The sequence below is a fragment of the Thiomonas sp. FB-Cd genome, from assembly GCF_000733775.1.
Lineage (GTDB): Bacteria > Pseudomonadota > Gammaproteobacteria > Burkholderiales > Burkholderiaceae_C > Thiomonas_A.
The window spans coordinates 623,950-644,488 of record NZ_JPOE01000005.1 but is presented as its reverse complement, the minus strand read 5'-3'; the positions used below and the strand labels follow the sequence as shown (position 1 = coordinate 644,488).

Below are 20,539 nucleotides of genomic sequence, written 5' to 3'. Positions count from 1 at the left end.
TTGGTGCAGGAGACACGCGCGCATGAACGCCCGTCTTGAGCAATCCACGCAACCGCCCCAGTTCGAGCTGCGCGAAATGACGGAGGCCGATCTGCACGGCGTCATGAGCATTGAAACCCGCGCCTACGATTTTCCTTGGAGTCAGGGCAACTTTGCCGACTCGCTCAATCCTCGCTATGTGGTCCAGGTCCTTGCGGTTCCGCAGGGCCCGGTTCTCGGCTATTTTGTCGCGATGCCGGGAGTTGAGGAGATGCATCTTCTCAACATCACGGTGGATCCATTGAAGCAGGGGCTGGGCCTGGGGCTGCAATTGCTCGATGCCGTGCTGCTGGCTGCCGTGATGCATGGCGCACATCTCTTATGGCTTGAGGTGCGGCCGAGCAACCGTCGCGCCATTCGCCTTTACGAGCGCTACGGGTTCCATGCGGTAGCCCAGCGCAGAAATTACTACCCAGCACTTGATCGATACGGCCAGCCGTGCAAGGAGGACGCCATCGTCATGTCGGCACAAGTTGATCAGTTGCGTGAACGCCGCGGCGTGGCATGAGTAAACGACGCATGCCACAGTCGGTGTTTGATCCCGTGCGCCTGGCGTCCCTGCAGGCCCTTGGCGTGTCGATGATCTACGTGCGGCGCAGCATCCTCGCTGACGCCGAAACGGCCGCTTTGCTGCCTGAACTTCCCGGGGTGGCGCAGGCCGCTGCAGGGGCGGGATTGCAGGCGGAACCCGGCAAGGGGGCGAGTCGCCCGGTTGCACTCGATCAACGCAGTGTCCCGGGGCATACGCCGAGCCGAGTGGGCAGCCCAACCGGCGCGCCGCCTGCATCCATGCCGCCTCCCAAGCAGGTCTCGGGGCCCACGCGGGCTCCGCAGGCGCCTGCCCTGAGGCTGCAGAGCATTGCGACGCTTGACCTGGAGCAGTTGGCTGCCTTCACGCGTGATTGTCGCGCCTGCAAGCTTGGTGGTCTGCGCCACCAAGCCGTGTTTGGCATTGGGCATCCCCGAGCGCACGTGATGGTTATCGGGGAGGCGCCAGGGGCCGAGGAAGACCGCCTGGGCGAGCCTTTTGTCGGGGCTGCAGGAAGGCTGCTCGACAATATGCTGCGCGCGGTGGGCTTGGCGCGCAATGATGCCGATGAGGCGCACGCGGTGTTCATCGCCAACGTCATCAAATGCCGCCCGCCGGGCAACCGCAATCCCGAGATGGATGAGATCGCGCAATGCGAGCCGATTCTCGCAAGGCAGATTGCGCTTGTGCGTCCGCGCCTGTTGTTGGCGCTGGGGCGCTTCGCAGCGCAGACCCTCACCGGCAGTCTTGATCCGATCGGCCGGTTGCGGCAACGGTTGTTTCACTACCGGGACATTCCCGTCGTCGTGAGCTATCACCCCGCTTATCTGCTGCGCGCACCATTGGATAAGGCCAAGGCTTGGGCAGACCTGTGCTTTGCACGGGAGCAGCTTGCAGCGGCCTTGGCGACGAACTCTGCAGCAGCTTCCTAAAATACCGCGCATGACTTTCATCGACCAGTGGGAGAGGGCCGCGCGCCACAATCGCAGCGCGCTTTGCGTGGGCCTGGATCCGGAGCCAGAGCGTCTCCCTGCGCCATGGACCCGCGACACCACGCGGCTGTTTGATTTCTGCGCTGCGATCGTCGATGCCACGGCCGATCTTGTTTGTGCCTACAAGCCGCAGATCGCTCATTTTGCCGCCGTAGGCGCCGAAGGTCAGCTTGAAAAGCTCATTGCCCACATCCACCGCAATGCGCCCGGAGTGCCGGTCATTCTTGATGCCAAGCGCGGGGATATCGGCTCGACCGCGCGCCATTACGCTCGGGAAGCGTTTGAGCGATACGGTGCCGATGCGCTGACGGTGTCACCCTTCATGGGGGCCGATTCCCTCGACCCCTACGTTCAAAGCCACCCTGACCGAGGCCTGTTTGTGCTGTGCCGTACCTCCAACCCTGGAGGCGAAGACATCCAGGCACTGCGTATTCAGGCCGAACCAGAGCGCCCGAATCTTGCCGCGGAGCGCGTGTTCGAGCGCGTCGCGCGCTTGGCCACCGGGCCGTGGAACCGAAGCGGGCAGATCGGCCTGGTCACGGGTGCCACACGGCCCAACGACATCGTCCGCATCCGGGCGATCGCCCCTGAGGCGCCATTGCTTATTCCCGGCATTGGCGCGCAGGGCGGTGACTTGCCTGCAACGGTGCACGCCGCGCACCACCGTTTCTTGATCAATGCCTCACGAAGCGTGCTCTACGCCAGTGCGGGCGCCGACTTTGCCGCGGCAGCACGCGTCGAGGCTGCCGCATTGCGCGAAGCGATCGCGGTTGCCCAAACGTCCTGAGCCGCGCCCTGCAATGCCTCATTCTCCAAATCTGTCGGTCTGAACCTGATATGACATCGCCGCTCACGCATTTCGACGCTACCGGTCAGGCACATATGGTGGACGTGGGGGCCAAGGATGAGACCGCACGCATGGCCGTGGCCACCGGAACGATCCGCATGCGCCCCGAGACTCTGGCCTTGATTCAGTCGGGCACCGCCAAGAAGGGGGACGTCCTGGGCGTCGCGCGCATCGCGGCGATCATGGCATCCAAACGCACGGCGGATCTCATTCCGCTTTGCCATCCCATTGCGCTTACGCGCGTGGCGGTCGAATTCACCGCGGATTCGGCGACGAACTCGGTGCAATGCTTGGTTCGTGCAGAAACGCATGGCCGTACAGGCGTCGAGATGGAAGCGCTCACGGCCGTGCAGGTTGGCTTGCTGACCATCTATGACATGTGCAAAGCGGTGGACCGCGGCATGGTGATAGGGGATGTGCGCCTGCTCGAAAAGCAGGGCGGCAAGAGCGGGCTATGGCAGGCGGCCGCAACCGTAGACTGACGCCAGTGGTTGCGGGCACGCGGCGTGGGTTTCTCGGAGCGCAGATCTTGCTCTCGGCACCTGAATTGGCGGCTATTGCTGTATTCCCGCCGGTTGGCCGCCTGTGCTGCCCCCGCCAGCCGAGGGGGCAAGCGGCCCTTTCTACAATGTCCCTATGAATATGCTGATCGAACCCACTGTGCTGCGCCTGGATGAAGCGCGTCGTTTGCTCCTGACGCCCTATGGCATTGACGAATCAACATTGCAAGGCGCCCTGGCCCGCGCTTTCGAGCACAGGCTCGACTATGCAGACGTCTATCTGCAATACACGCGCTCGGAAGGCTGGAGCCTGGAGGAAGGTTTGGTCAAGAGCGGGAGTTTCGGGATCGAGCAGGGTTTCGGGATTCGCGCGATCGAGGGCGACAAAACGGCGTTCGCGTACTCGGACGATATTTCGGCGGCCAGGCTGATGGAGGCGGCTGAGACCGTGCGCGCCATCGCGCGTCAAGGGCGGGGGCGGGTGAAACTGGGCGGCGATGCACGCGCAACCGCTGGGCATGCGCTTTATGAACCTATTGACCCGCTGTCCGCACTGGACTCTGCTGCAAAGGTCGATCTTTTGAAGCTTGCGGACGCCATGGCCCGTGCTAAGGATGCCCGCGTGGGTCAGGTCATGGCCAGTCTGGCGGGTGAATACGATGTGGTTTTGGTCATGCGTTCGGACGGCATGCTTGCAGCTGACGTGCGTCCCTTGGTACGGTTCAACGTCACCGTCATTGCCGAACAGAACGGGCGTCGCGAGACGGGCTCCTCGGGAGGCGGCGGACGCTATCCTCTGAGCGCATTTACCGAGGCCGCTGTGCGGCATCATGTGGATGAAGCCGTCCGCCAGGCCTTGCTCAACCTCGAGTCGCGTCCGGCGCCTGCCGGCGAGATGAGCGTCGTGCTTGGAAGCGGTTGGCCCGGCATCCTGCTGCACGAGGCTATCGGTCATGGTTTGGAGGGCGACTTCAACCGCAAGGGTTCAAGCGCATTCGCCGGCAAGCTCGGCCAAAGGGTTGCCGCCAAGGGCGTGACCGTGCTGGATGACGGCACGCTCGCCGAGCGCCGTGGCTCACTCAATGTGGATGATGAGGGCAACCCCACCGAGCGCACCGTGCTGATCGAAGACGGCATTCTGGTGGACTACATGCAGGATACGCTCAATGCACGGTTAATGAAGCGCAAGCCCACAGGCAACGCGAGGCGTGAGAGCTACGCACATGTGCCCATGCCGCGCATGACCAATACCTACATGCTGGCTGGCGACACCGATCCCGAGGAAATCATCGCCAGCCTTGACCGTGGTTTGTATGCGGTGAACTTTGGCGGGGGCCAGGTTGACATCACCAGTGGCAAGTTCGTGTTTTCCGCCAGCGAAGCCTGGTGGGTCGAAAAGGGCAAGCTTCTTTATCCGGTGAAAGGTGCCACCCTCATCGGAAATGGCCCGGATGTGCTCACGCACGTGAGCATGATCGGGCGTGATTTGCAACTTGACCCCGGGGTGGGAACCTGCGGCAAAGAGGGGCAGAGCGTGCCTGTTGGCGTCGGCCAGCCCACCCTGCGCATCGACAAGATGACAGTGGGCGGAACGGGATAGGGCGATGGTGTCCACGCACGGTACGCCGGCGTGACGACCTCACCCGTGCCTTTGTGCACGCGATCCGCACTCAGTACCACCTAAGTGGCCACTTTTAGCATACGGTTAAGTTGCCATTTACGAGGCTGTTGTCATGTCTAGAACTGCTGTCTACAACCTTCCCGCCCGCTGGCTCCATTGGGCCATTTTCGGACTCATCGCACTGGAGTTTGCCATCGCCTGGACGATGCCCGATATCCACCGCGACACGCGGCCCGTTGGGCTGGTGGCTTGGCATTTGGGGCTAGGCACGTTCATCTTGAGCTTGATGCTGCTGCGACTGTTGTGGCGGGGCGTCAGCGGAGCCCCGGACCCACATCCGGCGCCCGCGTGGCAGGACCGCATTGCACGCTTAACCCACGGGCTGCTTTACGCCGGATTCATCGCGTTGCCATTGTTGGGTTGGGCCAATGCCTCGGCCCGAGGCTGGACCGTGCATTGGGCCGGATGGGTCCCCCTTCCTGCGCTGGCGGCGCAGGGCGCAGCCTGGGCCCGGCCACTTGGCGACGTGCACCAACTCGTCGCCTACGCCCTGCTGGGGCTGATTGCTTTGCATGTGCTGGCGGCCGTGCACCATCATTTCATCGTGCGTGACGGACTGCTACGCCGCATGTGGTCGTCATCGCGTTGATCGTGGACGTGGCCGATGCGTTCCAGTCGGTCAGCGTCGCGCGTTACACTGAATCATGCCCGGCATGCCGGGATTGGTGCTGCTAATCCCGTTTCAACAAGCAGCGGGATTCTTCGCTGTTGGTAGGGTTGTACCTCACTCGCTTGAAAGGCCACTCGATGAAACGCATCTGGATCCTCACTCTATTTGTGGCGGCGGCGTTTTCCGTCCCTGCCGCTGCCTCCGCCGGCATCCTCGCCGGCCACGCGGAAAAGGTGCAGTGTGAGAAGCAGGCAAAGGAGCAAAAGCTCAAGGGCAAGGCTCGCACCGAATTCCTCAAATCGTGCATGGCAAAAGCCGCGCCAGCTGCCGGCGCCGCACCCACGACGCCAAGTGCCAAGGAGGCAGTGGCGAAAAAATCCGGGACCAAATCCGTGGCCGGCACCGCCCCTGCAGCCGGCGGCGGCGCTGGCAAGGTGTGGGTGAATACGGCAACCAAGGTCTACCACTGTCCCGGCGACAAGTACTACGGCAAGACGAAGCACGGCGAATACATGAGCGAAGCTGCTGCCAAGGCTGCGGGTGACCACGCCGCGCGCGGCAAAACCTGCGACTGAACGCGCTGTTCGCCAATTGCGCCAAGAAGCACGGGTGCCTGTGGCATCCGTGCTTGCCTTCACCACCCTCAAACACGAGGGTTGTCGCCCATCCAGGCCAGGCCAAGCGCGGGCTTTGGTTTCACATCACCTTCAAGCCCTTCAGCTCCGGCTTGGGGGAGGGTTCGCGTAGGGGCATGGATTGAAGGGCCTGCACGACCAATCGCGCCACAAGAAGATTGCGCACGGGTTTGTGGTCGGCGGGCACGACATACCACGGTGCATGACCAGCATTGCTCAGACTCAGGGCTGATTCGTAAGCCCTGTGGTAGTCGCCCCAAAGCTTGCGCTCGGACAGGTCCGAGGGATCAAATTTCCAATGTTTTTTGGGATTGTCGACGCGTTCTTGCAGTCGCTTGCGCTGCTCGTTGAACCCGATATGCAAGAAGCACTTCAGGACGGTCGTGCCATCCTCTGCGAGCATGCGTTCAAAATCCACGATCTGCGTCAGGTGCTGCCGGAACGTGGCGTGGTTGATCTGCTTATGGACGAGCCCGATCACGGGGTCCTCATAATGGCTGCGGTTAAAGACACCGATGCATCCGCGCGGCGGCACGTGCGCATGAACGCGCCAGAGAAAATCGTGCCGCTGTTCCAGCGGTGTGGGGAAGCTGAACGAGGCCGCATGGATGCCAAGCGGATTAACGCCCGTGAACACGGCCTTGGTCGTGCTGTCCTTGCCGGCTGAGTCCATGCCTTGCAGCACCACGAGCAGCGAAAGTTCCTTGCGCGTGAACATGCGGTCCTGCAACTCGCCGATTGTGTCGCGCAACTGCCCAAGCTCGGATTCGACGCCGTCTTTTCCCTGATACTCCGGAAGATCGATCTCGGTTGCGCGCGTTTCTAGTCCCGGAGGGCTTCCCGGTGCGAATCCCAATTGCTGTAGGTTCCTTAGGCTTTCCATTACAACTCCCGAGGGGGCCATATGCATGCATGGTAAGGACTGGTGCAAAGCCGGTGGCGGTGTTGCGTCAAAGCAAAGCGAAAAGACGCCGTCAACTGGTGCCGCGCTTGCTCTAGGCGTGCAGTCGAGGCTACACTAGGACGCCTTCTCAAAAAACCTGCCATGTCCCGCTTCGTGTTTGGCTTTTATTTTTGGTTCTCGCACCGCGCCGGCGGAGGGAGAGGGCAGCGTTCAGCCTGAATCAACGAATCCCTAAAAACCGCCGACCAAGTCCGGCGGTTTTTTTTCGCCGGGATTGGGTGGCACTCAGCAACGAGCAAGCCAGCCATGTTCCACGACGACCCATTGTTTCGGGAATTTTCCGGTCAACCCAACACGACAGGAGCCACAGCCATGCCATCGAAGTCGTCGAGCGCTTTGCCTGAGTGGCGCGCCGCCCAACCCGAGAAAACCTCGGCGACAGACGACGAACGCATTAAGGACGTCATGCCGCTGCCACCGCCTGAACATCTCATCCGGTTTTTCCCGATCGCCGGAACGCCGGTGGAGCGGCTGATCCAGCATACGCGCCGCGCCGTGCACCGGATCGTGCAGGGCGAGGACGACAGGTTGCTGCTCGTGATTGGGCCTTGCTCGATCCACGATCCAAAGGCGGCGCGAGAATATGCGGAGCGCCTTCTTGAGCAGCGCAAAAGGCACGCGGGGGAGCTCGAGATTGTGATGCGCGTGTATTTTGAAAAACCGCGCACGACCGTCGGTTGGAAGGGGTTGATCAATGACCCCTATCTCGATCAGAGCTTTCGTATCGATGAGGGTCTGCGCATTGCGCGCGAGCTGCTCATCGACATCAACCGCATCGGGATGCCGGCGGGAGGTGAGTTCCTGGATGTGATCTCGCCGCAGTACATCGGCGACCTCATCTCATGGGGCGCCATCGGGGCACGCACCACGGAAAGCCAGGTGCATCGGGAACTGGCCTCCGGGCTGTCCGCACCAGTCGGATTCAAGAACGGAACCGATGGCAATCTGCGAATCGCCATCGATGCCATTCAAGCGGCGCGACGTCCACATTCATTCCTCTCCGTCCATAAAAGTGGTCAAGTGGCCATTGTGCAAACGCGCGGCAACAAGGACACCCACGTTATCCTGCGCGGAGGCAAGACACCGAACTATGACGCAGCAAGCGTGCGTGCTGCTTGCGAGGAATTGGAAGCCGCCAAGCTCGATTGCAGGCTCATGATTGACTGTTCTCACGCCAACAGCGAAAAGAGGCCTGAGCGCCAGCTTGACGTGGCACGCGATATCGCTGCCCAACTGGCTGGTGGAGAGCGCTGCATCTTTGGGGTGATGGCCGAGAGTCACTTGATCGGAGGAGCTCAGAAGTTCACGCCGGGCAAGGATGACCCTGGCAATCTGACCTACGGGCAAAGCATCACCGATGGCTGCCTGCCCTGGAATGCGTCGGTGGACCTGATTGAAGTGCTCGCCGCCGCAGTGAAGGCGCGGCGCAAGCGCAAATGACGGGCGAAACGCCCGCTGTGCAGCGAGCCAGGGCGGGCTCGAAGGTCAGCTTTTTGCGCGGCACGCTGCGCGCATTGGGGGCGGTAGCCACCGCGATGGTGGGCCTGCGCCGGCGGCAGGACCGCGAGCGAGACTTCGCCATGCTGCGGCTGCACCACGTGATCGTGGCCGGCGCCATTGTGGCTGCCACCATCGTTACAGCCCTAGCCGTGCTGGTCCATCATATTGCTGACTGACCCAGAAGGACGCGATCGAATGCGCGGGGGCTTGCAGGCTTCAAGCGTTGCCTGAGTCCATGATTCAAGGCAAGCGCCCCGCACAGGGCGGGGCGCCGGTCGAGCTCTAAAAATTCAGGCTGGCGATTAATTCGCTCGCCACGGTGAGGATTTCAGCTGGGCAGACCCACCGTGGGGTTGCCCAGGTTGGTCCACTCATTCATGGAGCCCGCATACAGCTTCGAGTTCTTGTTGCCCAGGATTTCGTGGACTACGAACCAGGCACCCGAGGCCAGATGGCCAGTGTTGCAGTACGTCGTGGTGGGTTTGTTCGGGCTGATATCGAAGTCGTGGAAGATTTTCTTGTACTCAGCCGCGGTCATGAACATGGCAGCGCCATGGTCGTTTTTCACGATGGCATCAATGGGAAACGACTTGGCGCCGGCAAGGTGGCCTGCGGTCTTGTTAATCGGCTTCTTCGCAATGCCGAGGAACTGCGCTGTGGGGCGGGCATCAATGTACTGTTCCGTGCCCTGCCTCAGGCCGTCCTTGACCTGCTGCATTGAGGCGAGAATGGCATTGTCTTCACCTGTGGCCTTCCAGTCACCCATTGCGGTGGGTGCCGGTTCAACGCTCACCGGGTAGCCGGCGTTGATCCAGGCATTGGTGCCGCCGTTGAGAATGGCGAGTTGCCCGTGCGGCACGCCAAAATAACGCAGTTGAAAGTAAAGGCGAGTGCCGCGGTCCATGGCGAACACCGCATTTCCCGTAGGCACGATGACGATGGGCTTGCCCGTATTCAGGCCGGCTTCGTCCATCACCTTCGTGAAGTAGGCGGCGGTGGGCATCATGGCCTTGAGCTTTACGCCGTCCACCGTGCGGTCCTGGCGAATGTCGTTGAAATTGACCAAGTCAGCGCCGGCGATATGGCCACCCGTTTTCTCGATCATGTGATTCTTGCCCAATTGCGGTTGAGCCGTGAATCGCTTCATGCTGGCGCCGCCCCGGATATCCACGACCGTCACATCATTCAGGTGGGCGTGCAGCCATTGCGGCGTGACCAGTGGCCCCGGTACATCCATGGCCACAGCGCCTTGCGCAGCGGCAAGACCCAGACTCAGTAGCCCGGCGCTCATCAGGTGTTTCATTTGCATCTCAACTCCTCCTTGGTTCAAATCGATCAGACTGCATTCACGATTACCGTTTCGCCATGCCGGATCTTGTGCAGTAGCCCGGCCGGCACTCCTCCTCGTGGCGCCTGCGGTTGCGATGCCGCTTTGAATGCCTCGCAAACAGCCATCGGAGCTTTGATTTTTCCGAGCCCCGATGGCTGCTTTGGGTTCGCAGGATTGTGGGCGGCGCGACAGCAACCGGCTGGGAAGCTGCCGCGCCTGACCATGTCAATGAGGAGGGAAGCCATGGCTGCTGTGCAATCTAGTGGATACTGGGGAGAGTAAATGTTTCATCCGTGTATCGCCTGTGTCGAAGCATTTCGCCGAAGATGAGGGTTTGTGCGCATGGGCAAAACCCTCGGGCCAGCAAGGCTCGCGGGGAGCTTTTACAGTTCGGTGGATGGATACGAACCTGCATCTGGATTTTGAGCAACGCCTCAGCGTGCAAACAATGGCGATGGACTGGACGCCGTCACCTGCGGTTGGGGTGTGGCGCAAGCCCCTGGAGCGCGAGAGAGCTGAAAGCGGCCGTGCGACATCGGTCGTGCGGTACGCGCCGGGTTCGTCCTTCGCCGCGCATGTGCATGCTCGGGGCGAAGAGATCTTCGTGCTCAATGGCACGTTCGAAGATGAGTATGGTTGCTACCGAGCAGGCACCTATGTGCGCAACCCGCCCGCATCGAGCCACGCACCCCGCAGCGCGCTCGGCTGCGAACTGTTCGTCAAGCTTTCGCACTTCGCACCTGGCGACGACGAACGAATCGTGATTGATACCACCGTGCAGCCGTGGCTGCCGGGGTTGGTGGACGGCCTTCGCGTCATGCCGCTGGCCGAGTACGGTGGCGAACACACGGCGCTGGTGCGCTGGGCACCGAACACCTATTTCAACCGCCATCGGCATTGGGGCGGCGAGGAGATTTTCGTTCTGGACGGTGTGTTTTCCGATGAGCACGGCCATTATCCCGCGGGTTCCTGGCTGCGCAGTCCGCACAACAGCCAGCATGAGCCCTACAGCCGCGAAGGCTGCACCATATTGGTCAAGGTGGGGCATCTGCCTGAGGTGCGCGCGGTCTAAGTCTCGATCGCGCTGGCGCCTGTCGGCGCCTACAATCGTCTGCTGACCTGCCATACTCAATTGCCCAGACGCATGCCACCCGCCTTGCTGACCACGTCCATCACTTCCTTGCCGTTGGTGTCGCGCGGTAAGGTTCGCGACAACTATGCGGTGGGCGACGACTTGTTGCTCATGGTTGCCACGGATCGCATCTCCGCGTTTGACGTGGTGATGGGGCAGGGCATACCGGGAAAGGGCGAGATGCTCACACGCATTTCGTGCTTCTGGTTCGAGCTGCTTCAGGACGTCGTACCAAACCATCTCACCGACGTCGACCCCGAGTCGGTCGTTGCGACGCACGAGCGCGATCAAGTGCGTGGACGTGCGCTGGTGGTCAAGCGCCTGAAACCCTTGCCGGTCGAAGCCGTTGTGCGTGGGTATCTGGCCGGGAGCGGCTGGAAGGACTATCAAGCCAGTGGCAAGGTTTGTGGTGTGGATCTTCCCCGTGGTCTGCCTCAAGCGGCGCGACTGCCGCATGCCATCTTTACTCCCGCGACGAAGGCGGATCTGGGTGAGCACGACGAAAATATCGATTTCGGTCGAATGGTGCGCCTCGTCGGCGTGGAACTCGCGGGCCAGGTGCGCGATATCAGCCTGGAGATCTACGGCCGAGCCGCCGCGCACGCGGCGAAGCGGGGCATCATCCTGGCGGACACCAAGTTTGAGTTCGGCCTTGACACCCAAGGTCGCCTGGTCTGGATGGATGAGGCGCTTACCCCGGACTCCTCGCGGTTCTGGCCTGCTGACCAGTGGCGCGAAGGCATCTCGCCTCCGAGCTTCGATAAGCAGTTCCTGCGCGACTGGCTGGAAGCCGTGCCGGGCTGGAATAAGAAGGCACCTGCACCCGAGTTGCCGCAAGCCGTGATCGAAGGTACGGCGGCGAAATACCGTGAAGCGCTGGAGCGCCTTACCGCGGCGTCCTAGAAAGTTTGTTGTCGCGGAGGTTGAAGGGGGCAGCGCGTCCATGCAAAATGGGGCGACCCGGCATGGGCCGGCGGGTTCAAATACAGGAGACCTTCAATGGCTGCGAAAAGCATTTTGATGCTGGTCGGTGACTATGCCGAAGACTATGAAACCATGGTTCCCTTCCAGACGCTGCTCCTACCCGGCGTGCGGACCCGAGGTCACCGCCGCAGGAGGCCGTTACGCGGACATTCCGGTCGATGCAGCCGTGACTGAGGGCAATCTTGTCTCGGCACCAGCCTGGCCGGCGCATCCAGCATGGATCGCGCAGTTTCTCAAGCTGCTGGGCACGCAGATCAGTCTTTGACGCGCTCTATTGGGACGCCCACCCCGCGTTGCCCCGCATGGGGTGTGGTCACCCTTGGATCATCACCAGCAGTGCCTTAGCTCAGCACCACCATACTCAAGCGGCGGCGGTATCCTTCCACCGTCGGATCCGTGGCAGGAGCCTTCCCTTCGGCGGGGCTGGCTGCGGGCGGCGTGATGATCTCGAGTATCGCCAAATACGTTTTGCGTGCCGCCTCATCATTCCATGACTTGTCGCGCATCAGGATTTCGAGCAGATCATCCATTGCCATCGTCCATCGTTGCGCCGCCATATGGCGCTGTGCGAGCGCAAAGCGCGCGCTGAAGTCGCGCTTGTTGGCGGCAATGGCCGCCAGTAACGCACTCTCGTCGGGTGCAGCGGCGGCCGCGGTGATGGCATCCAGCCAGTGCTTGAGTGCCGCTGCGCGCGGATCCAGTACCACCTTGCCCTCAAGAGGCTCAAAAGCGCGGCGCGCATCGTCCACCCGTTGTTGCTGGAGAAGCAGCTTGACGTAGTCCACGCGAGCCGTGTCGTTAGCTGGATTGGTTGCCAGCGCTTGTTGGAGTTTCTCGAGCGCGGCATTCGGGTCTTGGCTCGCGAGAGTTTCGAGGGCTTGAGCCTCGTCCTCGGCTGGTTCCGGCTCGGCCGCTGCAGGCACATGCTTGTCGAGGAACTGGCGGATCTGCGCTTCGGGCAGCGCACCGACAAAGCCGTCGACCGGTTGGCCGTCCTTCATCAACACCACCATGGGGATGCTGCGCACGCCAAAAGCGACCGCGAGGTCTTGCTCCTCCTCCGTGTTGACCTTCACGAGTTTGAATCGTCCGGAATAGGCGGTTTCCAGCTTTTCCAGCACGGGGCCGAGGCTGCGACAAGGGCCGCACCATGGCGCCCATAGATCCACCAGTACGGGAATCGTCCTTGAGGTTTCAACCACCTCGGTTTCAAAATTGGCAATGGTTGCGTCGATCATGATGGTTGCTCCAAAACTCGATATATGGGGCCAAGGCGCGACATTTCCAGCGCGTGGGGCTTCAGGGCAAAGCATACCGGTACCCGTAAAATGTCGGGTTTCGATGGGAGCGTCCATGGCGTTGATCGGCGTGGTGATGGGTTCAAGTTCTGACTGGGACGTGATGCGACACGCGGCGGAGATTCTTGCGCGCTTCGATGTCCCGTTCGAGGCTCGCGTTGTGTCGGCCCATCGCATGCCGGACGCGATGTTCGCCTATGCGGAGACTGCACGCGCCCGCGGCGTCGGTGCGATCATCGCCGGCGCGGGCGGCGCGGCGCATCTGCCCGGCATGCTGGCCGCCAAAACCACAGTGCCCGTCCTGGGCGTGCCGGTGCCGAGCAGGTACCTGCGCGGTGAAGATTCCCTGTTGTCCATTGTGCAAATGCCCAAAGGCGTGCCCGTAGCCACCTTTGCCATCGGAGAGGCCGGAGCGGCCAATGCCGCACTGTTCGCCGTGGCCATGCTTGCCGCATCCGATCCAGCCCTGGAGGCTCGCCTGGGCGTGTTCCGCGCCGAGCAGACGGCGCAGGCTGAAGCCATGCAGGTGGGGCTTTGAGCCTTCGCGCTCCCGATTCCATCCGGCCGCACACGGCCGTCGCGCAGTCGCACAGGGCGGGTGCCGCCAAGGATCAATGAAATCTGCCTCTTTCCCCTACATCGCACCAGGCGCCACCCTTGGCGTGCTCGGTGGAGGCCAGCTTGGCCGCATGTTCTCCCAAGCGGCGCAGGCCGCCGGCTATGGCGTTGCAGTCATGGAGCCCGACGCCCACGCACCGGCAGCTCAAGTCACCCCGATTTATATCAACGCTGCCTATGATGACGCCGATGGCCTGCACCAGCTAGCCCGCAGCGCTGCAGCCGTCACCGTGGAGTTCGAGAACGTGCCAGCCACCGCACTGCGCTGGCTGGACGCACATGTGCAGCTGGCTCCACATGCGCCAGCCGTCGCCACTTGCCAGGACCGGGCCGCCGAGAAGGCCTTGTTTACCCGTCTGGGCGTGCCGTGCGCGCCGCATGTTCGGATTGACAGCGAGGAGGCCGCGCGCGGCGCGCAGATCGATGGGCTCGTGCCGGGCATATTGAAGACCGCACGCATGGGCTACGACGGCAAGGGCCAAGCTGGGGTGACAAGCGCTGCCGAGCTGCCTGCGGCTTGGCGTGCGCTCGGCGGCGTGCCTTGCGTGCTGGAGCGCAAGCTTGATTTGCACCTCGAGATCTCCGTGATCTTGGCACGGGCCAGAGACGGAAAAATGGTGTATTTCCCACCCCAACAGAATCTGCACCGGTCTGGAATCTTGTTCGCCAGCTTCGCCCCGGCGCCCGAACTGGACCCGGCCACCGCCGAGCGCGCGGTCCAGGCGGCGCTGGCCATTGCAGAGGGGCTGGATTACGTGGGTGTGCTGTGCGTGGAGTTCTTCCTGCTGGAGGACGGAGGTCTCGTGGCCAACGAAATGGCGCCGCGGCCCCATAACTCCGGGCATCACACGCTGGATTCCTGCGATTTCTCCCAATTTGACCTTCAGGTGCGTGCTCTTGTCGGTGCGCCCCTGGCGCAGCCGCGGTTGCATAGCCCGGCTGTGATGCTCAATCTGATGGGAGATCTGTGGTTCGACGCGGCAGGCAGCCGGCGCGAGCCCGACTGGCCAGCCGTGCTGGGTCTGTCCGGCGCGCATTTGCACTTGTATGGCAAGCGTGAAGCGCGGGCCGGGCGCAAGATGGGCCACCTGACGTTTACCGCAGCCACGCCCCAGGCTGCGCGGGCAAGCGCGCTGCAGGCGTGCGCCGCACTGGGTTTGGCGCCCTTTTGAGTCGCCACGATAAGGTCCTCACGTGGTGAGCGAACCCACAATGCGCCCGTCCGAGATCGCGCGGGCGGCCCGGTTGCTGGAAGCCGGCGAACTCATCGGTTTGCCCACCGAAACCGTCTATGGGTTGGCGGCAGACGCCGACAACGCGGACGCTGTGCGCAAAATCTTTGCCGTCAAAGGGCGTCCCGCGGATCACCCGGTCATTGTCCATCTCCACCGCGATGCGGACCCTCAGCGCTGGGCCGTCGGGCTGCCGGATGCGGCGCGCCGGCTCATTGATGCATTCTGGCCAGGCCCGCTCACCCTTGTCCTGCGACGCCGTTCCGGGATGGCCGTGGCGTGCGCCGGTGGGCAGGACACGATCGCGTTACGCAGTCCCGCTCACTCGATGGCTCAAGCTGTGCTGGCCATTTTCAGGCATGGTGAAGGAGGTTTGGCCGCACCGTCGGCCAACCGCTTCGGTCGCGTCAGCCCGACGACGGCAGCGCACGTACGCGCCGAATTGGGGAGCGCAGTGGCCATGGTGCTCGATGGCGGGGCTTGTACGGTGGGCATCGAAAGCACCATCGTCGACTGCTCGCAGGTGCAAAGTGGCGGCGTTCCGCGCATCCTTCGCCCGGGCGGGCTCCCCGCCGAGGCTATTGCCACCGTTCTGGGGTGTGACCCGCTCCTCCTGGGTTTGCAGAGATCCACCCAGCTCGAGGCGCCGAGCCGGGGTGCGCTCGCTGTGGAATCCGCAAACGATCGACGGGCCCGGAGATTTGACATCTCACCGCGAGTCCCGGGAGCGCTGGCGGCGCACTATGCGCCAGCAACGCCACTTTTTTTGCGCGCGGCCCCGGAGATTGATGCCCGTTGGTCTACAGCGCGCCAGGTCGGTGTCATCGCCGTGCATCCCCAGCCAGGGGACAACGCGTCGGGAACTTGGTTTGCGCTACCTTCGGATGCTGCGGGATTCGCCCATGCGCTTTATGCCACCTTGCGCGAGTTGGACACGCGGGGCCTGGACGCCATTTGGGTTGAGATGCCGCCGTCCGATCCGGCTTGGGATGCTGTGCGCGACCGTCTGCAGCGCGCTTCCCACGGCTCGCGCGTGCAGGGGGCGTAACGCAGCGTTCCCAGGCACCAATCGCCGGTCGTGGCGGTCAAGCTTCAGGGCGTCGAACACGCAGCGCGGACGATGTGGTCGGGTGTGGCGCCACTGTAGCTGGCAGGTGTTAAGGGCGACAATCCATCCGTCTCAGGGTAATCCGGACTTGCTCACGAAGCGCTGCGTCGGATAGTCTGTTCGTGAACGGTCACTTGATTTCGTGCTCGGAGTTGAGGTTGTCTTGCCGATCCGACGTCAGCCAGAACCTCCGTCAAGTCAAATTTGGGAGGCATCAGCATGCGTAACCTACCTTGGCCCGCCGTAACTCTCGCAACCGTCCTGGCCCTTGGCGGCTATTGGGGAGCGGACTCCGGCGGCGCATCCTCCCTTTCCCCCGTTTCGAGCGCCAACGCGGCCGGCATCCGAGGCGACGAGGGGCCGCAGTACCCCAGACTGTCCACAGTTTCGAGTGTCAATGCTGCCAGCACGGCCCCCTCGCAGGCGCCAGATGGTGGGTTCAAGCAGACGGTGGTGTTTGGCGACAGCTTGTCCGATGATGGCGCTTACACGCTGGCTGCGGTCAGCATTTATAGCGTTGCGCCGTACAACGTCGCGTTCGATGGCTTGCCTTACCCCGAAGGGGGGCAATTCACGGTGAACGGCGCGCCTTCCGGCAATTGGACCACCATCCTTGCCCAGGACCTCGGGTTGCGTATGACGCCGAATCTTGTGGGCTATGGTTCGCCGCAGGGGGCGGTCTATCTGACTCCGTTTGGCGTAACGACGAATGTCACTCAGGCACTTTGCGCCTTCGCCTTGCAGGGTTCGTGCACGGACTTTGCCGAGGGCGGCTCCATGGTTCGCAACCCGGACGGCATCGGGCACGCTCAAGGAGCTCTGACGATCCCGGTGACCCAGCAGGTGCGAAATTACCATGCCCAGTTTGGAGCGTTCAATCCAAGCCAGCTCATCACCGTCTTTGCCGGAAACAACGATGTTTTTGCCGCGCTAGCCAATCTCAGCACGCAGGTGCAAAGCGCTGTGACCGAAGCGGTGGCCGAGGCGGCCCAGGCAGGATCCCCGCTGACGCAGGACCAGGTCGCTGCCGTGCAGCAGAGGGCCACGCTGCACGCACTGACAGTGGCGCAGTCCACTGTGGCGGCAGCAGCGGATCAACTTGCGGCGGTGGTTCAGAAGATCATTGCCATGGGGGGGCAGTACGTCATGGTGTACACCTTGCCCAACTCTTCACTTTCCCCATTTGGGCAGTCACTGTCGGGCGGCACGACCTGCAACAATCAGGATCCCGCCCAACCCTGCTACATCCTGTCCAGGCTCGTCAAGGTGTTTAACCAGCGCTTGCTGAACCAACTGCAGGGCAGGCCAGTCAAAATGATCGACGGCTATGCACTGTTCAATCAGGAAATCGCGCAGCCTGCGCAGTTCGGCTTTACCAATGTCACGACGCCGTGGTGCAACATGCAGCTCGTGCCGAGTTCCCTGCTTTGCAACGTGAACACGCCGAACGCTGCTGCGGGAGCAAACCCTTCCAATCTTGGGAGTTGGCTGTTTGCGGATACAGTGCACCCGACGCCTGCGGGCTACCAAGTCATCGCTGCTGCGACCTTGCATGCCATGGCGGGGTTCGGCTGGGCACCATGACGGCGATCAACAGGTCAACGATTGGGCTTGAGTCACCCAGTGGAGTTCGATCCGGCAGTTCAAAGCTGACATTGTCCCGGTCAAGGCGCAGCTCACCATTGACCTCAGCGCTTTGGGCCGCGGTCGGGGCTGATGGTAAGCATCATCCCGCCCAATCCGTCGACGGCAGAGCGAGGCCAGGAAATCCCAATGCTCAGACAGTGCGCCGGACCGGCGTGCGCTGATCAGCCACGCGACCTGTCGGCCCATCCGTCAACGCAGGACCGTGCGCACCGTGCTGAGGCCTTCGCTCGCTCGTGGGCATGGCATCACAATGCTCGGTGCCTGCGCGGCCGGCTTGCAGGTGTGCACAATGAGCGCCGCAGTCTCCGAAGGCAGGCATAAAGCTCCGCTTGGCGGGGTGCGTGCAATGAGGCTGTAGGTTTATACAGTTATGGTAAATTGTGCCCTATCGTGAAACAAATGGGGCTTGAGAAATGGAACAGGGCAAGGGCATGATGAACGCAGAAAAGTCAAAAGCGCTGGCAGCGGCCTTGTCGCAGATCGAGAAGCAGTTCGGCAAGGGGTCAATCATGCGCCTGGGCGAAGGCGAGGTGGTTGAAGACATTCAAGTGGTCTCCACGGGCTCATTGGGTCTGGACATCGCGCTTGGCGTGGGCGGCTTGCCGCGTGGGCGCGTGGTGGAAATCTATGGGCCGGAGTCATCGGGCAAGACCACGCTGACCCTGCAAGTCATCGCCGAGATGCAAAAACTCGGCGGTGTGTGCGCTTTCATCGACGCTGAGCACGCGCTGGATTCGCAGTACGCGCAAAAGCTGGGTGTGAACCTGCAGGACTTGCTCATCTCTCAGCCCGATACCGGAGAGCAGGCGCTGGAAATCGCCGACGCCCTGGTGCGATCGGGTTCGGTGGATCTGATTGTGATTGATTCGGTTGCGGCCCTCACGCCGAAGGCCGAGATCGAGGGCGAGATGGGTGACTCGTTGCCCGGCTTGCAGGCGCGACTCATGAGCCAGGCGCTGCGCAAGCTCACCGGCACCATCAAGCGCACGAACTGCCTGGTCATTTTCATCAATCAGATCCGCATGAAAATCGGCGTGATGTTTGGCAACCCGGAAACCACCACGGGTGGCAACGCGCTGAAGTTTTACGCCTCGGTACGCCTGGATATACGCCGCATCGGTGCCATCAAGAAGGGTGAAGAGGTCATTGGCTCGGAGACGAAGGTCAAGGTTGTGAAGAACAAGGTTGCGCCGCCGTTCAAACAAGCCGAGTTCGATATTCTCTACGGTGAAGGGATCTCCCGCGAGGGGGAGATCATCGACCTCGGCGTGACGGCGAAAGTCGTGGACAAGTCCGGGGCCTGGTACGCATACAAGGGCGAGAAGATCGGTCAGGGCAAAGACAACGCCCGCGAGTTTCTCAAGGAGAATCCAGCCATTGCCCGTGAGATTGAGAATGCCGTGCGGGAGCAACTTGGCGTTCCGGGCATGCAACCGGCGGTTGAGCCCCAGATGGATGAGTAAGTCTGCCGCTGTTGTGCGTCGTGCGCAGCCCTGGCAAATCCCCTTCGGTGCTCGCAGGGAGCGCCAGGGAGCACTCCAGGGCCGCGTGTGTCGAGGCGCTTGCCCGCGCTTGCCCGGTTGGTAATTCGTCATGGCTGCGCCGGCGCCAAGCCTCAGAGCCCGTGCCCTGCGCCTGTTGGCAACGCGCGAGTACAGTCGCATTGAGCTCGAGCGCAAACTCGCACGCACGATCAAGCCCAGCGAGAACGAATCTGCACCCGATCTCGCGGCTCTTGCCGCGTTGCTTGACGAGCTGCAGACCTTGGGGCTGCTCGACGAGCAGCGTTTCGCCGAGTCATTGGCACGCAGGCGCCAAGCCAAGTATGGCCGCCAGCGGATCGCTCTTGAACTCCGCAGCCATGGTTTGGACGGTGATCTGGTCGATCATGTTTTGGGTGCGCAGCGCGAGCCCGAGCTGCTTCGGGCGCAGCACATCCTGCGCAGGCGATATCCGGAGCCCGCCGCGACTGCCCAGGAGCGTGCGCGACAGCAGCGCTTCTTGCTGGCACGGGGCTTCGGCCGCGAGGTGGTGATGCAGGCGATCCGTGGGGAGCGCGGCGCCGATGCGTCGCATCTTGCGGGTGACGCCGATGGTGAGAGTTGAAAGGGCGCGCGGTTTTGATGGCCCGCATTCGCGCTCATGCGCCGGTGCAAGCCGGCCGCTTGCATGCCTGATGCGACGCGCTGCTAAACTTAATTTTTTGCGTTGCATCAATTCCCGTGCCGCTCACCGAGACTTCCCCCCACGCGCCCCCTGCTGATCGCCGCGCGCGCGCCGCTCGCCCTGCCACCCGCCGCCTGGTCCACAAGCGTGCCATCGATGTGCAGATTTATGCGCGCGATGATGGTCTGTGGGATATCGAGGCTGAGCTCGTTGACACCAAGGCACGGGATTTTGAGTTGGCTACCGGGCTGCGCCGCGCGGGCGAACCGATTCATCACATGCATTTGCGCCTGACCATCGACACCACCTTCCACGTGGTTGACGCGGAGGCGAAAACGCACGCATCGCCCTATCCCGGTTACTGCGAAGACTATGGCGCTGCCTACCGTGCCCTGATCGGGATGAACCTGCTGCGAGGCTTCTCCCATGCCGTCAAGCAGTGTCTGCATGGAGTGCTCGGCTGCACACACATCACCGAGCTCACGCGTGTCCTGCCCACCGCAGCCATCCAAGCCTTCGCCGGAGAAGTGGTGCGACCCGAAGCGGGAGACAGCCGGCAGCCGTTCCAGCTCGACCGTTGCCACGCTCTTCGCCTCGATGGGCCCGCCGTGCTGCGCTACTACCCACGCTGGTCGAAGCCGCCTGTCGCAGGGGCAGCCGCCGTTGAAGCGAACCCCCAGATTTCACCCCCATCCACCACCTGAGCGCCGCGCGCGGCGCACGGCAC

The 20,539-nt window shown here is 62.4% G+C and carries 21 protein-coding genes and 1 pseudogene; 19 read left to right on the top strand and 3 right to left on the bottom strand.

The window, feature by feature from the left end:
• Positions 1 to 22: 22 nt before the first annotated feature.
• From rimI to CD04_RS0116690, 7 genes are all read left to right on the top strand, one after another.
• Positions 23 to 547 (top strand): ribosomal protein S18-alanine N-acetyltransferase, encoded by a 525-nt coding sequence (gene rimI, locus CD04_RS0116720; protein WP_031408838.1) that lies wholly within the window; start codon positions 23 to 25, stop codon positions 545 to 547.
• Positions 544 to 1,500, top strand: coding sequence for a uracil-DNA glycosylase (locus tag CD04_RS0116715; protein ID WP_231480673.1), 957 nt, complete (start codon positions 544 to 546; stop codon positions 1,498 to 1,500). Before rimI ends, CD04_RS0116715 begins: the two co-directional genes overlap by 4 nt.
• Positions 1,501 to 1,510: 10 nt before the next feature.
• Entirely contained in the window at positions 1,511 to 2,347 is an 837-nt protein-coding gene (gene pyrF / locus CD04_RS0116710) for an orotidine-5'-phosphate decarboxylase (RefSeq protein WP_031408834.1), read from the top strand.
• A gap of 50 nt (positions 2,348 to 2,397) precedes the next feature.
• On the top strand, positions 2,398 to 2,889 hold the full coding sequence (gene moaC / locus CD04_RS0116705) for a cyclic pyranopterin monophosphate synthase MoaC (protein ID WP_031408832.1): 492 nt from the start codon (positions 2,398 to 2,400) through the stop codon (positions 2,887 to 2,889).
• Between the two features lie 160 nt (positions 2,890 to 3,049).
• Positions 3,050 to 4,507, top strand: a complete 1,458-nt coding sequence (tldD, locus tag CD04_RS0116700; protein ID WP_038168743.1) for a metalloprotease TldD — start codon at positions 3,050 to 3,052, stop codon at positions 4,505 to 4,507.
• Between the two features lie 133 nt (positions 4,508 to 4,640).
• Positions 4,641 to 5,177, top strand: a complete 537-nt coding sequence (locus CD04_RS0116695) for a cytochrome b (RefSeq protein ID WP_031408828.1) — start codon at positions 4,641 to 4,643, stop codon at positions 5,175 to 5,177.
• Positions 5,178 to 5,335: 158 nt separating this feature from the next.
• Positions 5,336 to 5,773 (top strand): PsiF family protein, encoded by a 438-nt coding sequence (locus tag CD04_RS0116690; protein WP_031408826.1) that lies wholly within the window; start codon positions 5,336 to 5,338, stop codon positions 5,771 to 5,773.
• Between the two features lie 121 nt (positions 5,774 to 5,894).
• Here the strand turns inward: CD04_RS0116690 and CD04_RS0116685 are convergent, their stop codons facing one another.
• Entirely contained in the window at positions 5,895 to 6,716 is an 822-nt protein-coding gene (locus tag CD04_RS0116685; protein WP_038168478.1) for a PPK2 family polyphosphate kinase, read from the bottom strand.
• Positions 6,717 to 7,109: 393 nt separating this feature from the next.
• On the opposite strand from CD04_RS0116685, the gene CD04_RS0116680 reads away from it, so the two are divergent.
• A complete protein-coding gene (locus CD04_RS0116680; RefSeq protein ID WP_031408821.1) occupies positions 7,110 to 8,237 on the top strand; it encodes a 3-deoxy-7-phosphoheptulonate synthase in 1,128 nt (375 codons plus the stop codon).
• Entirely contained in the window at positions 8,234 to 8,473 is a 240-nt protein-coding gene (locus tag CD04_RS0116675) for a DUF2970 domain-containing protein (RefSeq protein ID WP_031408819.1), read from the top strand. The genes CD04_RS0116680 and CD04_RS0116675 overlap by 4 nt, the downstream gene beginning before the upstream one ends.
• Positions 8,474 to 8,625: 152 nt before the next feature.
• On the opposite strand, the gene CD04_RS0116670 is transcribed toward CD04_RS0116675, so the two are convergent.
• Positions 8,626 to 9,606, bottom strand: coding sequence for a sulfurtransferase (locus tag CD04_RS0116670; protein WP_031408816.1), 981 nt, complete (start codon positions 9,604 to 9,606; stop codon positions 8,626 to 8,628).
• A gap of 418 nt (positions 9,607 to 10,024) precedes the next feature.
• Here CD04_RS0116670 and CD04_RS0116665 point away from each other — a divergent pair, with 418 nt between their 5' ends.
• The 3 genes and pseudogenes from CD04_RS0116665 to CD04_RS0116655 all read left to right on the top strand — a co-directional run.
• Complete coding sequence (locus CD04_RS0116665) at positions 10,025 to 10,699, top strand: cupin domain-containing protein (protein WP_031408814.1); 675 nt, start codon at positions 10,025 to 10,027, stop codon at positions 10,697 to 10,699.
• 72 nt (positions 10,700 to 10,771) lie between these two features.
• Positions 10,772 to 11,662, top strand: coding sequence for a phosphoribosylaminoimidazolesuccinocarboxamide synthase (locus tag CD04_RS0116660; protein ID WP_031408812.1), 891 nt, complete (start codon positions 10,772 to 10,774; stop codon positions 11,660 to 11,662).
• Between the two features lie 166 nt (positions 11,663 to 11,828).
• Positions 11,829 to 12,008 (top strand): annotated as a pseudogene (locus CD04_RS0116655) (protease); the annotation flags it as partial.
• A gap of 76 nt (positions 12,009 to 12,084) precedes the next feature.
• On the opposite strand, the gene trxA reads toward CD04_RS0116655, so the two are convergent.
• Positions 12,085 to 12,981 (bottom strand): thioredoxin, encoded by an 897-nt coding sequence (gene trxA, locus CD04_RS0116650; protein ID WP_031408808.1) that lies wholly within the window; start codon positions 12,979 to 12,981, stop codon positions 12,085 to 12,087.
• Between the two features lie 115 nt (positions 12,982 to 13,096).
• Here trxA and purE point away from each other — a divergent pair, with 115 nt between their 5' ends.
• The 7 genes from purE (at position 13,097) to CD04_RS0116615 (ending at position 20,516) form a co-directional block, all read left to right on the top strand.
• On the top strand, positions 13,097 to 13,579 hold the full coding sequence (purE, locus tag CD04_RS0116645) for a 5-(carboxyamino)imidazole ribonucleotide mutase (RefSeq protein ID WP_038168475.1): 483 nt from the start codon (positions 13,097 to 13,099) through the stop codon (positions 13,577 to 13,579).
• A 76-nt stretch (positions 13,580 to 13,655) separates the two neighbouring features.
• Positions 13,656 to 14,831: a 5-(carboxyamino)imidazole ribonucleotide synthase gene (locus tag CD04_RS0116640; protein ID WP_031408803.1), complete on the top strand. Its 1,176-nt coding sequence runs from the start codon at positions 13,656 to 13,658 to the stop codon at positions 14,829 to 14,831.
• A 25-nt stretch (positions 14,832 to 14,856) separates the two neighbouring features.
• Positions 14,857 to 15,939: an L-threonylcarbamoyladenylate synthase gene (locus CD04_RS0116635; protein ID WP_369792855.1), complete on the top strand. Its 1,083-nt coding sequence runs from the start codon at positions 14,857 to 14,859 to the stop codon at positions 15,937 to 15,939.
• A 279-nt stretch (positions 15,940 to 16,218) separates the two neighbouring features.
• Entirely contained in the window at positions 16,219 to 17,583 is a 1,365-nt protein-coding gene (locus CD04_RS0116630; RefSeq protein WP_031408799.1) for an SGNH/GDSL hydrolase family protein, read from the top strand.
• Between the two features lie 476 nt (positions 17,584 to 18,059).
• Complete coding sequence (gene recA / locus CD04_RS0116625) at positions 18,060 to 19,109, top strand: recombinase RecA (RefSeq protein WP_031408797.1); 1,050 nt, start codon at positions 18,060 to 18,062, stop codon at positions 19,107 to 19,109.
• 130 nt (positions 19,110 to 19,239) lie between these two features.
• Positions 19,240 to 19,752 (top strand): regulatory protein RecX, encoded by a 513-nt coding sequence (locus tag CD04_RS0116620; protein ID WP_031408795.1) that lies wholly within the window; start codon positions 19,240 to 19,242, stop codon positions 19,750 to 19,752.
• Between the two features lie 116 nt (positions 19,753 to 19,868).
• Positions 19,869 to 20,516, top strand: a complete 648-nt coding sequence (locus CD04_RS0116615) for a DUF2889 domain-containing protein (RefSeq protein ID WP_051849364.1) — start codon at positions 19,869 to 19,871, stop codon at positions 20,514 to 20,516.
• Positions 20,517 to 20,539: the final 23 nt, after the last annotated feature.